Origin of the sequence: Nonomuraea sp. NPDC050202 (assembly GCF_040656115.1) — a bacterium.
In the GTDB taxonomy this organism is placed as follows: domain Bacteria; phylum Actinomycetota; class Actinomycetes; order Streptosporangiales; family Streptosporangiaceae; genus Nonomuraea.
In genome coordinates this window covers 141,001-157,786 of the sequence record NZ_JBFALF010000004.1, presented here as the reverse complement: position 1 = coordinate 157,786, position 16,786 = coordinate 141,001, and the positions used below count along the sequence as shown (strand labels likewise).

At 71.2% G+C, this 16,786-nt stretch carries 10 protein-coding genes; 7 read left to right on the top strand and 3 right to left on the bottom strand.

All coding sequences use genetic code 11. The features are described from left to right. The first annotated feature begins 11 nt into the window (after nt 1–11). From AB0I79_RS14445 to AB0I79_RS14430, 4 genes are all read left to right on the top strand, one after another. A complete protein-coding gene (locus tag AB0I79_RS14445) occupies nt 12–989 on the top strand; it encodes a zinc-binding dehydrogenase (RefSeq protein WP_357872013.1) in 978 nt (325 codons plus the stop codon). Between the two features lie 123 nt (nt 990–1,112). Continuing rightward, the gene (locus AB0I79_RS14440) at nt 1,113–2,999 is read left to right on the top strand and encodes an ABC transporter ATP-binding protein (RefSeq protein WP_357872010.1); all 1,887 of its coding nucleotides are present in this window, start codon (nt 1,113–1,115) and stop codon (nt 2,997–2,999) included. Between the two features lie 44 nt (nt 3,000–3,043). After that, nucleotides 3,044–4,864, top strand: coding sequence for an ABC transporter ATP-binding protein (locus tag AB0I79_RS14435; RefSeq protein WP_357872007.1), 1,821 nt, complete (start codon nt 3,044–3,046; stop codon nt 4,862–4,864). Nucleotides 4,865–4,991: 127 nt separating this feature from the next. Continuing rightward, nucleotides 4,992–6,905, top strand: a complete 1,914-nt coding sequence (locus AB0I79_RS14430; RefSeq protein ID WP_357872004.1) for a peptidoglycan recognition family protein — start codon at nt 4,992–4,994, stop codon at nt 6,903–6,905. Here the strand turns inward: AB0I79_RS14430 and AB0I79_RS14425 are convergent. Then, nucleotides 6,868–7,764, bottom strand: coding sequence for a MurR/RpiR family transcriptional regulator (locus AB0I79_RS14425; protein ID WP_357872001.1), 897 nt, complete (start codon nt 7,762–7,764; stop codon nt 6,868–6,870). The two genes, AB0I79_RS14430 and AB0I79_RS14425, sit on opposite strands and share 38 nt — an antisense overlap. 89 nt (nt 7,765–7,853) lie before the next feature. Further along, nucleotides 7,854–10,436, bottom strand: a complete 2,583-nt coding sequence (gene glgP / locus AB0I79_RS14420) for an alpha-glucan family phosphorylase (RefSeq protein ID WP_357871998.1) — start codon at nt 10,434–10,436, stop codon at nt 7,854–7,856. A gap of 243 nt (nt 10,437–10,679) precedes the next feature. Here glgP and AB0I79_RS14415 point away from each other — a divergent pair, with 243 nt between their 5' ends. The 3 genes from AB0I79_RS14415 to AB0I79_RS14405 all read left to right on the top strand — a co-directional run bounded on the left by AB0I79_RS14415 (nt 10,680) and on the right by AB0I79_RS14405 (nt 15,878). Then, nucleotides 10,680–12,770 carry an alpha-1,4-glucan--maltose-1-phosphate maltosyltransferase gene (locus AB0I79_RS14415; protein ID WP_357871995.1) on the top strand — a complete coding sequence of 697 codons (2,091 nt, stop codon included), beginning with the start codon at nt 10,680–10,682 and terminating at the stop codon, nt 12,768–12,770. A 72-nt stretch (nt 12,771–12,842) separates the two neighbouring features. Beyond that, nucleotides 12,843–14,543 (top strand): maltose alpha-D-glucosyltransferase, encoded by a 1,701-nt coding sequence (treS, locus tag AB0I79_RS14410; protein ID WP_357871992.1) that lies wholly within the window; start codon nt 12,843–12,845, stop codon nt 14,541–14,543. A gap of 3 nt (nt 14,544–14,546) precedes the next feature. Further along, complete coding sequence (locus AB0I79_RS14405; RefSeq protein ID WP_357871989.1) at nt 14,547–15,878, top strand: aminoglycoside phosphotransferase; 1,332 nt, start codon at nt 14,547–14,549, stop codon at nt 15,876–15,878. Here AB0I79_RS14405 and AB0I79_RS14400 read toward each other — a convergent pair. Then, nucleotides 15,875–16,726, bottom strand: coding sequence for an NAD(P)-dependent oxidoreductase (locus AB0I79_RS14400; RefSeq protein ID WP_357871987.1), 852 nt, complete (start codon nt 16,724–16,726; stop codon nt 15,875–15,877). The two genes, AB0I79_RS14405 and AB0I79_RS14400, sit on opposite strands and share 4 nt — an antisense overlap. Between the last annotated feature and the right edge of the window lie 60 nt (nt 16,727–16,786).

Below are 16,786 nucleotides of genomic sequence, written 5' to 3'. Positions count from 1 at the left end.
GGGAGAACACCATGCACGCCGTCGTCCTGCACGCCTTCGGCCCCGCCGAGAACCTCAGCTACGAGACCGTCCCCGACCCCGAGCCCGGCCCCGGCCAGGTGCGCATCGCCGTCAAGGCGGCCGGCGTGCACCTGGTCGAGACCATGATGCGCGCCGGCCTGGCCAGCGACTCGCTGCCGCCCCTGCCCGAGCTGCCGGCCGTCTTCGGCGGCGAGGTGTCCGGGCAGGTGGACGCCGTGGGGCCGGGAGTGGACCCCGCCTGGATCGGCCGTGACGTGGTCACCTCGGGCGGGCAGCCCGGCGGGTACGCGGAGCTGGCCGTGGCCGGCGTGGACGGCCTGCACCGGCTGCCCGCCGGGCTGAGCCACGAGGCGGCCGTCGCGATGATCGTCACCGGCGTCACCACGCTGCAGTTCCTCGACGTGGCCGAGCTGACCTCCTCGGACGTCGTCCTGGTGACCTCGGCGGCGGGCGGGATCGGGCGGCTGATCATCCAGTACGCGCGCCGCCTCGGCGCCCAGGTGATCGGCGCGGCGGGCGGCCCCGGCAAGGTGGCGGCCGTCCGCGAGCTGGGCGCCGACTTCGCCGTGGACTACGACGTTCCTTCCTGGCAGGAGGAGGTCGGCTCGTGGCTGGGCGGCAGGAAGGTCACCGCCCTGCTCGACGGGGTCGGCGGCGACAAGGCGCGGGCGGCGTTCGAGCTGCTGGCCGACGGCGGCCGGTACGTCACCATCGGCAACGCCTCCCAGGGCGACTTCACGCCGGACCCCGAGACCGTGCGGGAACGCGGCCTGACCGTGACCAACGCCCTGCTCCTGCTGCTCGGCCGGCCGGATGAGCGGCCGGCGTACGAGGTCAGGGCCCTGGCGGCGGCGGCCGACGGCACGCTGGTGCCGGACGTGCAGGTGTTCCCGCTGTCGCAGGCCGCCGCGGCGCACGCGGCGCTGGAGTCCCGGCAGACCACGGGCAAGGTCGTCCTCGTGCCGTGATAACGCGGGCCGCCCTCGTGCCGTGATCGCGTGACGAGAGCCGCCAGGGCGCGTACCACGCTGTCCCGCTCGCGGTGCCCCCTACCGATGGATCCGGACTCTGCGCTCAATAGGGTGCAAGGCGTGGCGGATCGGACAATGAATCCGGGCACCCCTGACTGCCGCAGCGCCGGGCGATACCTGTGGTGGCTCGTGACGCAACAGCGCGGCCGGGTCCTGGCGGGCGCCTGCCTGGGCACCGCGTGGATGGTCTGCCTGACATTGCCGCCGTACTTCCTGTCCCGCGCCATCGACGACGGCCTGGCCAAGGGGCGCTGGCCCGTGCTGGCCGGGTGGGCCGCCGCCGTGTTCGGCATCGGCTTGCTGAACGCCTGGCTGGCCATCATGCGTCACCGGACGATGACCCGGGTGCGCATGGACGCCGCGTTCCGATCCGTACAGGTGGTGGCCCTGCAGGCGACGCGCCTGGGTGCGGCGCTACCGCGCAAGGTGACGGCCGGGGAGGTGGTCACGATCGGGTTCGGCGACGCCGCCGTGATGAGCGGCACTCTCACGGTGACCGGCCCGGGCGTCGGCGCGGTGCTGGCCTACGCCGTCGTGGCCGGGCTGCTGCTGACCGTCTCCCCGCTGCTGGCCGCCGTGGTGCTGCTGGGCGTGCCGCTGCTCGTCGTGCTGCTCGGCCCGCTGCTGGGGCGGCTGCGCGGGGTGGAGACGGCCTACCGGGTACGGCAGGGCGAGCTCGCCGCCCGGTTCGCCGACATCGCGGGAGGGCTGCGGGTGCTGAACGGCATCGGCGGCAAGGACGTCTACGCCGCCCGCTACCGGCACGGCTCCCGGAAGCTGCGGGACCAGGGTTACCGGGTCGGGGCCGTGACGAGCTGGATCCACGCCCTTGGGGTGGGCCTGCCCACGCTGTTCCTGGGCGCGGTGACGTGGCTGGCGGCCCGGATGGCCGTGCAGGGGGACATCACGGTCGGGGAGCTGGTGGCGGTGTACGGGTACGCCGCCGTGCTGGTGGTGCCGGTCTCGTTCTTCGTCGAGGGCGGCTACGACATCGGCCGCGGCCTGGTCGCCGCCCGCAGGGTCGTGCACTTCCTGACCCTGAAGCCCGACACCTCCGGCGGCGACCTGGCCCCTCCGCCGGCGCCCGCCCCCTTGCACGATCCGGTGTCCGGCGTCGAGATCGCGCCCGGCAAGCTGACCGCGCTGGTCAGCGCCCGGCCGTCGGAGCCGGTCGCGGTGCTGGACCGGCTGGGCGGGTTCACCGCGTCGGAGGCCACCTGGGGCGGGGTGCGCCTGCGCGACATCGATCCGGTACGGCTGCGCGAGCGGATCCTGGTGGCCGACAACGAGGCGGACCTGTTCGCGGGCACCCTGCGCTCGGTCGTCGCCGGCCGCCTCGATGCGCCGGACGAGGATGCCAGGGGCCGCACACGCCCGCTGGACGAGGATGCCAGGATCCGCACACGCCCGCTGGACGAGGATGCCAGGATCCGCACACGCCCGCTGGACGAGGACGTGGCGCGGGCGATCCACGCGGCCATGGCCGACGACATCGTGCAGGCGCTGCCGGACGGGCTCGGTTCGGCCGTCGCCGCCCAGGGCCGCAACCTGTCGGGCGGGCAGCGGCAGCGGCTGCGGCTGGCCCGCGCGCTGCTGGCCGACCCGGAGATCCTCCTGGCCGCCGAGCCCACCTCGGCCCTGGACGCCCACACGGAGTCGACGGTGGCGGAACGGCTGCGCGCGGCTCGCGCCGGCCGGACCACGGCCGTCGCCACCACCTCGCCGCTCCTCCTGGATCGCGCGGACCTCGTGCACTACCTGGTGGACGGCGTGGTGGCGGCCTCGGGCTCCCACCACGACCTGCTACGCGACCAACCCGGCTACCGCGCGCTGGTCTCGCGCAGCACCGATGACGACGAGCACGACGCGGACGCCGGCGGCGCTGACGGTGACAGCGGAAGCGGCGGCAAGCGAGGCGGCGTCGCGACCGAGGAGCGAACTCGATGAGCGGCGGCAAACCCAGGCGACGTCGCGACCGAGGAGCGGGCTCGATGAGCGCCGCCACCCCGCGGCCGGCCGCGGACTCGACGAGCGCCACCACCCGGGGGCCGGCCGCTGCCGCCCAGGACGACACCACCGGCGGCCTGCCGATCGCCGAGCCCAGGCAGACCCGGCGGGCCGCGCTGCGCCTGATCCGCCTGGACGGCCGCGCCTTCGCCGGCATGCTCACGCTCAACGCCCTGGCCGCGGCCGCCGGCCTGGCCGCGCCGTGGCTGCTGGGCCGCATCATCGACGAGGTCAAGGCCGGCGCGAGCCTGGCCACCGTGGACCGGCTGGCGCTGGCCATCCTGGTCTGCGCCGTGGCCCAGCTCCTGCTGTCCCGGTACGCGAGCTACGTCGGCCACCGCTTCGGCGAGCGCACGCTGGCCCGCATCAGGGAGCAGTTCGCCGAGCGGGCACTCGCCTTGCCGTCGTCGGCGGTCGAGCGGGCCGGCACGGGTGACCTGACCACCCGCGGGACCACCGACGTCGCCTCCGTCGGGGCCACGCTGCGTGACGCGGGGCCGGACGTGGCGATCGCGGCGGTGCGGGCGCTGTTCGTGCTGGTCGCGGTCTTCGTGCTGGATCCGCGGCTGGGCGCGTGCGGGCTGCTCGGGCTGGTGGGCATCTGGTTCGCCTCCCGGTGGTACCTGCGCCGGGCTGTCACGGCGTACCTGGACGAGGGCAGCGCGAACTCGGCGCTCGCCGAGGAGCTGGCCTCGACCACCGGCGGCGCCCGCACGATGGAGGCGCTGCGCCTGGAGCGCCGCCGCATCGACGCCTGCCAGGGCGCGATCGAGGAGTGCCGCCGCACCCGCCTCAGGACGCTGTTCCTGCGCAGCGTGCTGTTCCCGGTGGTGGACGTCTCGCACGTGCTGCCGGTCACCGCCGTCCTCCTGCTCGGCGGCGCGCTGCTGATGCGGGAGCCGAGCGCCGTGACGCTGGGGACGGTGGTGGCCGCGGCGCTCTACCTGACCCAGCTCTCCGAGCCGCTCAACACCATCCTTGAGCAGCTCGAACGCCTGCAGAGCAGCACCGCCTCGTTCGCCCGCGTGGAGGGGCTGGCCCTGACCTCGCGCCCTGCCGAGGCCTCCCCCGTGCCGGCCGACGACCGCATCGAGGTCTCCGGCGTGCGCTTCGCCTACGACGGCGGCCCCGACGTCCTGCACGGGGTGGATCTCCGGGTACGCCCCGGCGAGCGCCTGGCGATCGTCGGGCCCTCCGGCGCGGGCAAGACCACGCTGGGCAGGCTGCTTGCGGGCATGGACGTCCCCAAGGCGGGCTCCGTCACGGTGGGCGGCGTCCCCGTGTCCGGCCTCGGCCCGGCCCAGCTGCGCGAGCGCGTCGTCCTCGTCACCCAGGAGCACCACGTCTTCCTCGGCACCGTGCGCGACAACCTGCGCATCGCCGCCCCCTCCGCCACGGACGCCGAGCTGTGCGCGGCCCTGGCGGCGGTGGGCGCGGACTGGGTCGGCGACCTCGCCGACGGCCTGGACACCGACCTGGGCCACGGCGCCCACCGCCCGGACGGCGCGCAGGCCCAGCAACTGGCGCTGGCCCGCGTGGTGCTGGCCGACCCGCACACGCTGATCCTCGACGAGGCGACCGCGCTGCTGGACCCGCGCACGGCCCGGCACACCGAGCGCGCGCTGGCCGCCGTGCTCCGGGGCCGCACGGTCATCGCCATCGCCCACCGGCTGCAGACCGCGCACGACGCGGACCGGGTGGCGGTGATGCGGGAGGGCCGGCTCACGGAGCTGGGAACGCATGACGAGCTGGTCGCGGCAGGCGGGGCGTACGCGGACCTCTGGCACTCCTGGCACGGCCGGTGAGGCCCAGCCGGTGAGCACGAGCACGGACGTCAAAGCTGAAAAATATCTCCGTAAAGATCTCGCCTACGAAGGAAAATGTTGAGACGCTGAGCCTGCACGACGCGCCCCCCAGTCCCGAGGAGTGCCCATGCGCAGACTACTGGCGATCTCCCTGATCGCCGTCCTCCCGTTAAGCAATCTCAGCGCAGCTCACGCCCAGGATCCCGCCGACCGGCAGCAGGCGTTCGCGGCGGCCGCCGAGGAGTTCCAGGTGCCGGAGAGCGTGCTGCTGGGCGTCTCCTACCTGGAGTCCCGCTGGGACGCCCACGCCGGGCAGCCCTCCAGCGACGCCGGCTTCGGGCCCATGCACCTGACCGACGCCGCCGCGTTCACCTCCGCCAACCACCACAGCGAGGGCTCGGAGGACGCCCGCGGCGACGAGAGCCGCCCGCTGCCCGCGCCGGGCGAGCAGCCGGCGCCCGCCGACGTCCCCGCCTCGCTGCGCACCATGGAGCGGGCCGCCGCGCTGACCGGTGAGAGCCACGAGAAGCTGCGCACGGACGACGCCGCCAACATCCGCGGCGGCGCGGCGCTGCTGGCCGACTACCAGAAGGCGCTCGGCGCGCCGCTCAGCGACGACCCCGGCGAGTGGTACGGCGCCGTCGCCCGCTACTCGGGCGCCGAGGAGGCCGGGGCGGCCAAGTTCTTCGCCGACGAGGTCTTCTCGGTGATCGAGCAGGGCGCCACCCGGACGACCGACGACGGGGAGCAGGTCGCGCTCAAGGCCGTGCCCGGCCTGGAGAAGATCGAGAAGTGGCTGGAGAAGCTCGGCCTGCGCCCGTCACGCCCCGACGGCGTGGAGTGCCCCGCCTCGATCTCCTGCGAGTGGATCCCGGCCGCCTACCAGGAGCTGCCGGACAACGACTACGGCCACTACGACCTGGCGAACCGCCCGTTCAGTCAGAAGGTCGACTACATCATCATCCACGACATGGAGGGATATTTCCTGCCCTCCATCCGCCTCAATCAGGACCCGAACTACGGCGCGAGCTGGCACTACTCCATCCGCTCGTCCGACGGCCACATCGCCCAGCACATCAAGACCAAGGACGTCGGCTGGCAGGCCGGCAACTGGTACATCAACGCCAAGTCCATCGGCCTCGAGCATGAGGGCTTCCTGGCCGAGGGCGGCACCTGGTACACCGAGGCGATGTACCGGTCGAGCGCCCGCCTGGTCCGCTACCTGGCGCTCAAGCACGCCGTGCCGCTGGACCGCGCGCACATCCTGGGCCACGACAACGTCCCCGGCACCCTGCCGACGACCGTGCGCGGCATGCACGAGGACCCGGGGCCGTTCTGGGACTGGGCGCACTACTTCCAGCTCATGGGCGCCCCGCTGCACGGCTTCGGCAGCCCCCGCGCGGGATCGATCATGATCAAGCCGGACTTCGCCACCAACAAGCCCTACTTCTACGGCTGCGACCGCAAGAACCCGCAAGCCGCCTGCCCGCCGCTGCCCGCCGGCACCGTCTGGCTGCGTACCGAGCCCCGCGCGGACGCGCCGCTGGTCAAGGACATCGGCAAGCATCCGACCGGCGAATCCCTCTACAGCGTGTACGACCACAGCGCCCGCGCCAGCACCGGCCAGCGCTTCGCCGTGGCCGACCGCCAGGGCGACTGGACGGCCATCTGGTACCTCGGCCAGAAGGCCTGGTTCCACAACCCGGCCGCCGCGCCGACCGCGGTGCCGTCCATGGGGCTGGTCGTCACGCCGAAGCCGGGCAAGGCGACGGTCCCGGTGTACGGCAGGGCGTACCCGGAGCAGGAGGCGTACCCGGAGGGCGTCCCGTACCAGGCGGTGACGCCGCTGCAGTACACGTTCTCCGCCGGCGAGAAGTACACGCTCGCGGGCCCGGCCGCCACGGAGTACTACCGCGCGGTCACCTTCAACCTGGAGGACCACAAGGTGGTCAGGGGCAGGACCAAGTACCTGGAGATCCAGTTCGGGCACCGCGTGATGTTCGTCAAGGCTGACGACGTGCAGGTGACGTTCTCCGGGTGAACTCCTTGACGGCGCGCCTGGTGCTCGCCAGCGCCTCCTGGGAGGAGTCGAACGTGCGCTGGGCGACGCCGACGAACACGCAGTCGACCACGAGGAGCTGACTGATCCGGCTGGCCAGGGCGCCGGGACGGAACTCCGTCTCGCGCCCGGCCGAGATCAGCACGTGCTCGGCCAGCTCCGCGATGGACGAGCGCGGGTTGTTCGTGATCGCGACCGTGGTGGCCCCGGCCTCCTTGGCCCGGCTCAGCGGCTCGATCACGTCGGGGGTCTCGCCCGAGGTGCTGATGCCGATGGCGACGTCGCCCTTGCGCAGCAGCACCGCGCTGGTCAGCGCCAGGTGCGCGTCCTGGAAGGCGTGGCTGGACAGGCCGATGCGCAGCAGCTTCTGGGCGACGTCCTCGGCGACCAGCCCGGAGGCGCCGACCCCGAAGGCGTCGATCCGCCTGGCCCCGACGATGGCGTCCACGACCAGGCCGAGCCGCTCGGAGGTGAGCTGGGCGACGGTGTCGTTGATCGCCTCCGACTCGGCCCGCGCCACCTTCTGGATGACCTCCGACAGGGGGTCGTCGGGGGCCAGGTCGCCGGGCACGAGCCGGTCGGGCTGCGCGGCCGCCGCCGCCAGGGCCAGCCTGAGCTGCGGGTATCCGGCGAAGCCGAGCAGCCTCGCCGTGCGTACGATCGTGGCCTCGCTGGTGCCCGAGGCGGCGGAGAGCTCCGTGATGGTGCTCCTGGCCACCGTCGCCGGGTCCTCCAGGATGAGGCGGGCGACGGTCTGGGCGGCAGGCGTCAGGGACGGCAGCACACCGCGGACCGTGGCCACAAGAGTGTCGGCGCGCAAGCCGTTCCTACTGTCGTCCACGGACCGATTATGCCGCCTGTGCCCGATAAGCGAGCGCCACGTTTCTCACCGTTCGAAGTGACTGTCACCGACGACCGCGGCCGGTACACCTACCGCAGCGTGCCGTTCGTCATGCCTGCGGGCTCCTCCGGGACGGCGATCAGGCCCAGCTCGGCCGGGGTGGCCAGCAGTGGATGGGCCGGGACCACGCGGACCGTGTAGCCGAAGGCGCCGGTGCGGTCGAGCGGGACCCCGCCCGTGTAGTGGGCCCGTCCGTCGTCGTCCACCGAGCGCACGGTCAGCTTCGTGTACGAGGGGTGGACGAGTTCGTCGTGCGGGCCGACCTTGCCGTGCGCGGCCTCCACCAGCACGTCGTCCGGCTCCAGGTCGCCGAGTGCGATCGTGGCGTGCAGCTCCATGGCGGCGCCGACCTCGGGGGTGTCGCCCACGCCCGCGGCCTCCACGTGCTCCACCCGCACCCCGGGCCAGGCCCGGGTGACCCGCACCCGCCAGGCGGCGAACGCCTTGGCGGGGGCGTAGGAGTCGGCGCTCAGGGCGCGGGCCGCGGCGGCGGCCGGGTTGTACAGGTCGACGACGTAGTCGCGCAGCATGCGGCCGGCGAGCACCTTCGGCCCGAGCGAGGTCAGCGTGTGCTTGACCATCTCCATCCAGCGCCGCGGCAGGCCGTCGAGCGCCCGGTCGTAGAACCGGTCGGACACCTCGTGCTCGATCAGGTCGTACAGGGCGGCGGCCTCCAGCTCGTCGCGCCGGTCGGGGTCGCTCACCCCGTCGGCGGTGGGGATGGCCCAGCCGTTGGTGCCGTCGTACCACTCGTCCCACCAGCCGTCGCGGATCGACAGGTTGAGCCCGCCGTTCAGCGCGGACTTCATGCCGGACGTGCCGGACGCCTCCAGGGGCCGCAGCGGGTTGTTCAGCCACACGTCGCAGCCCTGGACCATGAGCTGCCCGAGCGTCATGTCGTAGTCGGGCAGGAAGACGATCCGGTGCCGCACGTCGGCGCGGTCGGCGAACTTGACGATCTGCTGGATGAGCTTCTTGCCGCCCTCGTCGGCGGGGTGGGCCTTGCCGGCGATGACGATCTGCACCGGCTTGTCGGGGTCGAGCAGCAGCTCGGTGAGCCGTTCGGGGTCGCGCAGCATGAGCGTGAGCCGCTTGTACGACGGCACCCGCCGGGCGAACCCGATCGTCAGCACCCCGGGGTCGAGCGCGTCGTCGATCCAGCCCAGCTCGGCGTCGGAGGCCCCGCGCTCGCGCCACGACCTGCGCAGCCGCGCCCTGGCCCCCTCGACCAGCCGCCGGCGCAGCACGCCGCGGATCTCCCAGATGTCGGCGTCGGAGATCTTCTGGATGGCGTCCCAGCCGCGGGCCCGTTCCAGCAGCGAGGGCACCTCGCGCCCGGCGAGCTCCATGAGCTCCCTGCCGACCCAGGTGGGCGCGTGCACGCCGTTGGTGATCGAGCCGATCGGCACCTCGTCGAGGTCGAATCCCGGCCAAAGAGTCTTGAACATCTCCCGGCTGACCTCGCCGTGGAGCTGGGACACCCCGTTGACCCGCTGGGCCAGCCGCATGCCCATGACGGCCATGTTGAACCGTCCGGGGTCGGACTCCGCGCCCAGCGCGAGGATGCGCTCCACCGGCACCGTCGGCCAGGCGTTGGCGCCGCCGAAGTGGCGCTCGATCATGTCGACGGGGAAGCGGTCGATGCCGGCGGGGACGGGGGTGTGCGTGGTGAACACCGTGCCGGCGCGCACCGCCTCCAGCGCCTCGTCGAACGTCATCCGCGCCTCGGTCAGCTCGCGGATGCGCTCCAGGCCGAGGAAGCCGGCGTGGCCCTCGTTGGTGTGGAAGACCTCGGGCTCGGCATGACCGGTGATCTTGCAGTAGGCCCTGATCGCGCGCACGCCGCCGACGCCGAGCAGCAGCTCCTGCATGAGCCGGTGGTCGGTGCCGCCGCCGTAGAGGCGGTCGGTGATGTCGCGGGCGGCGGTGTCGTTGTCGGCCACGTCGGAGTCGAGCAGCAGCAGCGGGATCCGCCCGACCTGCGCCACCCACACCTGCGCGTGCAGCACCCGGTCGTCGGGCAGGGCCAGGCGGATCTTGACGGGCGCGCCCTCGGCGTCCTTCAGCAGGCTCAGCGGCAACCCGCCCGCGTCGAGCGACGGGTAGTGCTCGAGCTGCCAGCCCTCGGGCGACAGCGACTGGGTGAAGTAGCCGTGGCGGTAGAGCAGGCCGACGGCGAGGATCGGCACGCCCAGGTCGCTGGCCGCCTTGAGGTGGTCTCCCGCGAGGATGCCGAGGCCTCCGGAGTACTGCGGCAGCGCGGCGGCGATGCCGTACTCGGGGGAGAAGTACGCGATGGCCCGCGCGCCCTGGGGCAGCGTCTGGTACCACCGCGGGGATGTCATGTATTCGCGCAGGTCGTCGGCGGCGTCGGCGAGGCGGCGCAGGAAGCGGCGGTCTGCCGCCAGCTCGCTCAGCCTGGCCGGCGTGACGGCGCCGAGCAGCGCGACGGGATCGTGCCCGACCTGTTCCCACAGGGCGGCGTCCACCTCCGCGAAGAGGTCCATCGTCTCCGGGTGCCAGGACCATCGGAGATTGTGGACGAGCTCGCCGAGGGCGGCCAGCTCCGCGGGCAGGACGGTGCGGACGGTAAACCGGCGGATAGCTCTCACGTTTCTGCACCCTACGGGCTAGGAGGGACCTCTGAGTCCTTCACCCTCATGAAGGCCGTTCAAACCCCTTCCGGGAACAAGCATGAAGAGCGACTATTGGGGCAACTTTCCAGGTTGTTGGGCTCTCCCGTACACACCGACGGGAGGTCTATCCGCTGCTGTCCACAATTTACATGCAAGGATCGTTCCTGCCAGGGAAGCCTCCGGCGGCACCGGGAGTGCCGCCGCAAACTCTCGAATGCGATGATCGGACGAATTCCCATCACGGACATCTCCCCCGTCGTCGACTGCGGGCAGTGGCCCGCCAAGGCGGTCGCCGGCGAGACCTTCCAGGTCTCGGCGACCGTTTTCAGAGAGGGCCACGACGCCGTGGCCTCGGGCGTGGTGCTCACCGCGCCCGACGGCCAGCGAGGCCGCCTGAAACCCATGCGCGAGCTCGCCCCCGGCACCGACCGGTGGGGTGTGGACGTGAGCCTGCCCACCGAGGGTGACTGGCTGTTCCGCGTGGAGGCGTGGAGCGACCCGATCAGCACCTGGCTGCATGACGCCGAGATCAAGATCCCGCGCGGCATGGACGTCGATCTCATGTGCGAGGAAGGCGCGCGGCTGTTCGAGCGGGCCGCCAAGGCCGTGCGCGCCGCCGACTGCCCCAACGGCGCGACGGGCGCGAACGGCGCGTCCAAGCAGAACGGCGGGCGCAGGCAGAACGGCAACGGCGACAGCGCCTGCGGCCACCGCGCGGCGCTGCTGTCGATCTCGGCCACGCTGCGCGACCAGGACCTCGACCCCCGGGCCAGGCTCTCGATCGCCCAGCTCCCCGAGACGGCGGCGCTGCTGGAGGCGCACCCGTTCCGGGAGCTGGTGACCAGGTCGAAGTCCCACAAGATCAGGGTGGACCGGCGCAGGGCGCTCTACGGCTCCTGGTACGAGTTCTTCCCCCGCTCGGAAGGCGCGGTGGTCAACGAGCTCGGCATCTCCAAGTCCGGAAATTTCCAGACAGCCGCGAAACGGCTGCCCGCCATCGCCAAGATGGGCTTCGACGTCGTCTACCTGCCGCCCATCCACCCGATCGGCACCACGTTCCGCAAGGGCCGCAACAACACGCTCAGCCCCGAGCCCGACGAGCCGGGCTCGCCGTGGGCGATCGGCTCGGAGGACGGCGGCCACGACGCGGTCCACCCCGACCTGGGGACGATCGAGGACTTCGACGAGTTCGTCGGCCGGGCCAGGGAGCTCGGCATGGAGATCGCCCTCGACTTCGCCCTGCAGTGCTCCCCCGACCACCCGTGGGTCAAGGAGCACCCCGAGTGGTTCACGATCAGGGCCGACGGGTCGATCGCGTACGCCGAGAACCCGCCGAAGAAGTACCAGGACATCTACCCGATCAACTTCGACAAGGACCCGGAGGGCGTCTACACCGAGGTCAGGCGGGTGCTGCGGCACTGGATGGACCACGGGGTGCGCATCTTCAGGGTGGACAACCCGCACACCAAGCCGGTGGCCTTCTGGGAGCGGCTGCTGGCCGACATCCACCGCACCGACCCCGACGTGATCTTCCTGTCGGAGGCGTTCACCAGGCCGGCGATGATGCGCGCGCTGGCCAAGACCGGCTTCCACCAGTCATACACGTACTACACCTGGAAGAACTCCAAACACGATGTGGAGACATATCTGACGGAGCTCGCCCACGAGACCTCCTGCTATCTGCGGCCGAACCTGTTCGTGAACACGCCGGACATCCTGCACGAGTACCTGCAGCACGGCGGCGTGCCCGCGTTCAAGATCAGGGCCGTCCTGGCGGCGCTCGCCTCGCCCACCTGGGGCGTCTACTCGGGGTACGAACTCGGGGAAAATGTCCCGGTACGCCCGGGTAGCGAGGAATATCTGGATAGCGAGAAATATCAATACAAACCGCGCGACTGGGCTGCGGCTGAACGTGAAGGGTGGAGCCTGGCTCCCTTCATCACGCATCTGAATTTGTTCCGAAGAGCGCATCCGGCGCTTCAGGAATTGCGTAATCTACGGTTCCACAGGGTCGACCAGGCGGACATCGTCTGCTTCTCCAAACGACTCCCGGGCGCCTATGACACGGCCACACGAAGGCACGGGCTGGGCGACGTCGTTCTGGCGGTCATCAACCTTGATCCGCACCATACCCACGAGGCGACGGTCGACCTTGACCTGCCCGCCCTCGGCCTCGACTGGAACGCCGAGTTCGTCGTCGACGACGAGCTGTCGGGCGAGTCGTACCGATGGCGGCAGAGCAACTACGTGCGCCTCGACCCCCACATCCAGCCTGCCCACATTCTCACCGTACGAGCCGCGCCACGGTAGATACTGAATTCAGCGGGGAGTCTTCAACGTGTGTGTTAGCGCCTCCCTCATGAGCCTCCTGCGGGGCGGCTCATGAGCTCCACACCCATTCCCAACACCTTTGACGAGGAAAAGCCGCGCGATCCCTACTGGTACAAGCGCGCGGTTTTCTACGAGGTCCTGATCCGCGGGTTCGCCGACTCCAACGGCGACGGGACGGGCGACGTCAGAGGGCTCATCAGCAAGCTCGACTACCTGCAATGGCTGGGCGTCGACTGTCTCTGGCTGCTGCCGCTGTACGAGTCGCCGCTGCGTGACGGCGGCTACGACATCGCGGACTTCATGAAGATCCTGCCCGAGTTCGGCGATCTCGGGGACTTCGTGAAGCTGGTCGACGAGGCGCACAAGCGCGGCATGCGCGTCATCGCCGACCTCGTCATGAACCACACCAGCGACGCCCACCCGTGGTTCCAGGCCTCCCGGCACGACCCGGAGGGCCCGTTCGGCGACTTCTACGTGTGGTCGGACACCGATGAGAAGTACCAGGACGCCCGGATCATCTTCATCGACACCGAGACGTCCAACTGGACCTACGACCCGGTCCGCGGCCAGTACTACTGGCACCGCTTCTTCCACCACCAGCCGGACCTCAACTACGAGAACCCGGACGTGCAGGAGGCGATGCTGGAGGTGCTGCGGTTCTGGCTGGACCTCGGCATCGACGGGTTCCGGCTGGACGCGGTGCCGTACCTCTTCGAGGAGGAGGGCACCAACTGCGAGAACCTGCCGAGGACGCACGAGTACCTCAAGCGGATCAGGACCGAGGTGGACCGGCTCTTCCCCGACCGGGTGCTGCTGGCCGAGGCGAACCAGTGGCCCTCGGACGTCGTGGAGTACTTCGGCGACCCGGTCGGCGGCGGCGACGAGTGCCACATGGCCTTCCACTTCCCGCTGATGCCGCGCATCTTCATGGCCGTGCGCCGGGAGTCGCGCTACCCCATCTCCGAGATCCTCGCCCAGACGCCGAAGATCCCCGAGCACTGCCAGTGGGGCATCTTCCTGCGCAACCACGACGAGCTGACGCTCGAGATGGTCACGGACGAGGAACGCGACTACATGTACACCGAGTACGCCAAGGACCCCCGCATGCGGGCCAACGTCGGCATCCGCCGCCGCCTGGCGCCCCTGCTGGAGAACGACCGTAACCAGATCGAGCTCTTCACCGCCCTGCTCCTGTCGCTGCCCGGCTCCCCCGTGCTCTACTACGGCGACGAGATCGGCATGGGCGACAACATCTGGCTCGGCGACCGTGACGGCGTGCGCACCCCCATGCAGTGGGACCCCGACCGCAACGCCGGCTTCTCCGACTGCGACCCCGGCCGCCTCTACCTGCCGGTGATCATGGACCCGATCTACGGGTACCAGGCGATCAACGTCGAGGCCCAGCAGAAGAACGCCGGCTCGCTGCTGCACTGGACGCGGCGCATGATCGAGATCCGCAAGCGGCACCCGGTCTTCGGGCTGGGCGGTTACGCGGAGCTGAACTCCTCCAACCCCAGCGTGCTCGCCTTCGTCAGGGAGCTGGGCGACGACCGGATGCTCTGCGTGAACAACCTGTCACGCTTCCCGCAACCGGTCGAGCTCGACCTGCGCAGGTTCGTCGGCGTCTCCCCCGTGGAAACCATGGGAGGCGTACCATTTCCGGCAATTGGCGAACTTCCGTATCTTTTGACGCTTCCCGGGCATGGGTTCTATTGGTTCACACTCCCGCCGGCCATCACCCAGGAGGAGTAAGCCGTGCATGACGAGCTCCTTGCCGCATGGATCAGCCGTCAACGTTGGTTCGGCGGCAAGGGGCGCCCGATCGACGAACTGTCGATCGACTCGGACGTCGAGCTGACGCCCGGGCTGAGACACCTGATCGTCGCCGTCTGGCAGGAGGGCTCGCGGGACCGCTACCAGATCCTGCTGGGCGAGCGGGACGAGCTGCCCGACCGGCTCTCCCACGCCCTCATCGGCACCGTCGGCGACAGCTACCTCTACGACGCCCTGCACGACTCCGAGCGCACGAGCTGGCTGCTCGACGGCATGGCCCGCGACGAGACCCGCAGCGGCCTGCGCATGCGGCACGTGCCCGGCGTCACCATCGACACCACCCCGCGCAGCCTCGTCCTCGGCGCCGAGCAGTCGAACACCTCGCTGGTGTACGGGGACTCCTACATCTGCAAGCTCTTCCGCCGGCTCATCCCCGGCGTGAACCCCGAGCTGGAGATCATCACCGCGCTGGCCGGCCGCCATGCGCCGCACATCGCGCAGCCGTACGGATGGATCGAGACCGATCTCGACGGCACCAACACGACGCTCGCCATCATGCAGGAGTTCCTGACACCCGCCAACGACGGCTGGGACCTCGCGCTGGCCAGCGTGCGCGACCTGTACGCCTCGCTGCCCGAGCTGCCGGCGGCCGAGGCGGGCGGGGACTTCGCGGCCGAGGCGGTGCGGCTGGGCAGCGCCACCGCCCGCGTGCACCACGAGCTGGCGGCGGCGTTCCCCACAGGCGTCGTGGAGATCCACGAGATCAAGCGCATGGCCGAGGGTTTGAGGCGCCGGCTGGGGCGGGCCGTGGCCGAGGTGCCCGAGCTGCGCCAGCATGTGAGAGCCATTGAGGACGCCTACCACCAGGTCGAGCTGCTCACCAGCGAGGTGCCTGTGCAACGCGTTCACGGCGACTACCACCTCGGGCAGGTGATGCGGACGCCGAGGGACTGGGTCATCCTCGACTTCGAGGGCGAGCCGGGCCAGCCGCTGGCCGAACGGCGGGCGCTGTACTCGCCGCTACGGGACGTGGCGGGCATGCTGCGCTCGTTCGACTACGCGGCCAGGCACCTGCTGGCCGGCCACGCCCAGGCAGAGGAGCTGGAGCCCCGGGCCCAGGAGTGGGCCGACCGCAACCGGGCCGCCTTCCTCGACGGCTACACCGAGGGCGGCGGCGTCATCTCCCCGGCGGACGCGGCGCTGCTACGGGCGTTCGAGCTGTCGAAGGCGGTCTACGAGGTCGTGTACGAGGCCCGCAACCGGCCCTCCTGGATCTCGATCCCGCTCGCCGCCTTCCGCCCCCGCTCGGGCTAGAGCTCCTCGATCAAACCCGACAGTCCCTCATGGCCCAGCCCCCTGGCGGTGCGCTGGTCGATGATGGCCTTCAGCGGCAGCAGCAGGTCCGGCTTGACGCCCTGCTCGTGGAAGGCCCGCACCAGGTTCTCCACGCCCGCCCGGTTGATCTCCAGGTTGGAGACCTCGGTGCTGTGGTCGCCCGAGGCCATCTTCTCGGCCCACAGCGGCTGCTGCGCGGCCATCGCGTTCAGCCACGGCACCAGCAGCGACGACACGAAGTCCGTGAGCGGGTAACCGGCCGACCTGACCAGCGCGGCGGCCTCCACCAGGCCGGCGATCTGGCCGTACATGCCGGTCAGCATGGCCAGGTCGAGCAGTGGCGCCATGCCGGGGTCGGCGCCGGTGAAGCGGGCCTCCGCCATGGCGGACAGCGCCTCCTCGTGCCGGTCGAAGGCCGCCTGCGAGCCGCTGTAGAGGATGAGCGCGCCGGGCTGGGCGATCATCTGGGGGACGGCCATGATGCCGCCGTCCAGGTACTCGCCGCCGCGCTCGGCCACCCACGCCGCCATCTCGCGGGCCTCGGCGGGGCGGCCGGTGGTGAGGTTGGCGACGACCCGCCCCTCCAGCGGCGCGCCCGCCAGTGTGGACTCCACGGACGGGTAGTCGAGCAGGCAGACGATCACCAGCGGGCTCGCCGCGACGGCCTCCTCGGGGGTGGCCGCCTGCTTGGCGCCCTTGGCGAGCAGGGGCTCGGCCTTGGCGGGCGTCCGGTTCCAGACGGTGACCTGGTGCCCGGCGGCCAGGAGGCTCTCGGCGAGCGCGGTGCCCATGAGCCCGAGGCCGAGCACGGAGATATTTTCCGACATTTCGGTGTTCCTTACGGGTGAGGATGTCTCTGCGACCACCCTGCTCGTGGGCGGTTATGG

Bases quoted from the DNA above. Each gene is read 5' to 3' on its own strand.
- AB0I79_RS14400 (WP_357871987.1), bottom strand. From the start codon at position 16,726: ATGTCGGAAAATATCTCCGTGCTCGGCCTCGGGCTCATGGGCACCGCG.
- AB0I79_RS14435 (WP_357872007.1), top strand. From the start codon at position 3,044: ATGAGCGCCGCCACCCCGCGGCCGGCCGCGGACTCGACGAGCGCCACC.
- AB0I79_RS14445 (WP_357872013.1), top strand. From the start codon at position 12: ATGCACGCCGTCGTCCTGCACGCCTTCGGCCCCGCCGAGAACCTCAGC.
- treS (WP_357871992.1), top strand. From the start codon at position 12,843: ATGAGCTCCACACCCATTCCCAACACCTTTGACGAGGAAAAGCCGCGC.
- AB0I79_RS14430 (WP_357872004.1), top strand. From the start codon at position 4,992: ATGCGCAGACTACTGGCGATCTCCCTGATCGCCGTCCTCCCGTTAAGC.
- AB0I79_RS14415 (WP_357871995.1), top strand. From the start codon at position 10,680: ATGATCGGACGAATTCCCATCACGGACATCTCCCCCGTCGTCGACTGC.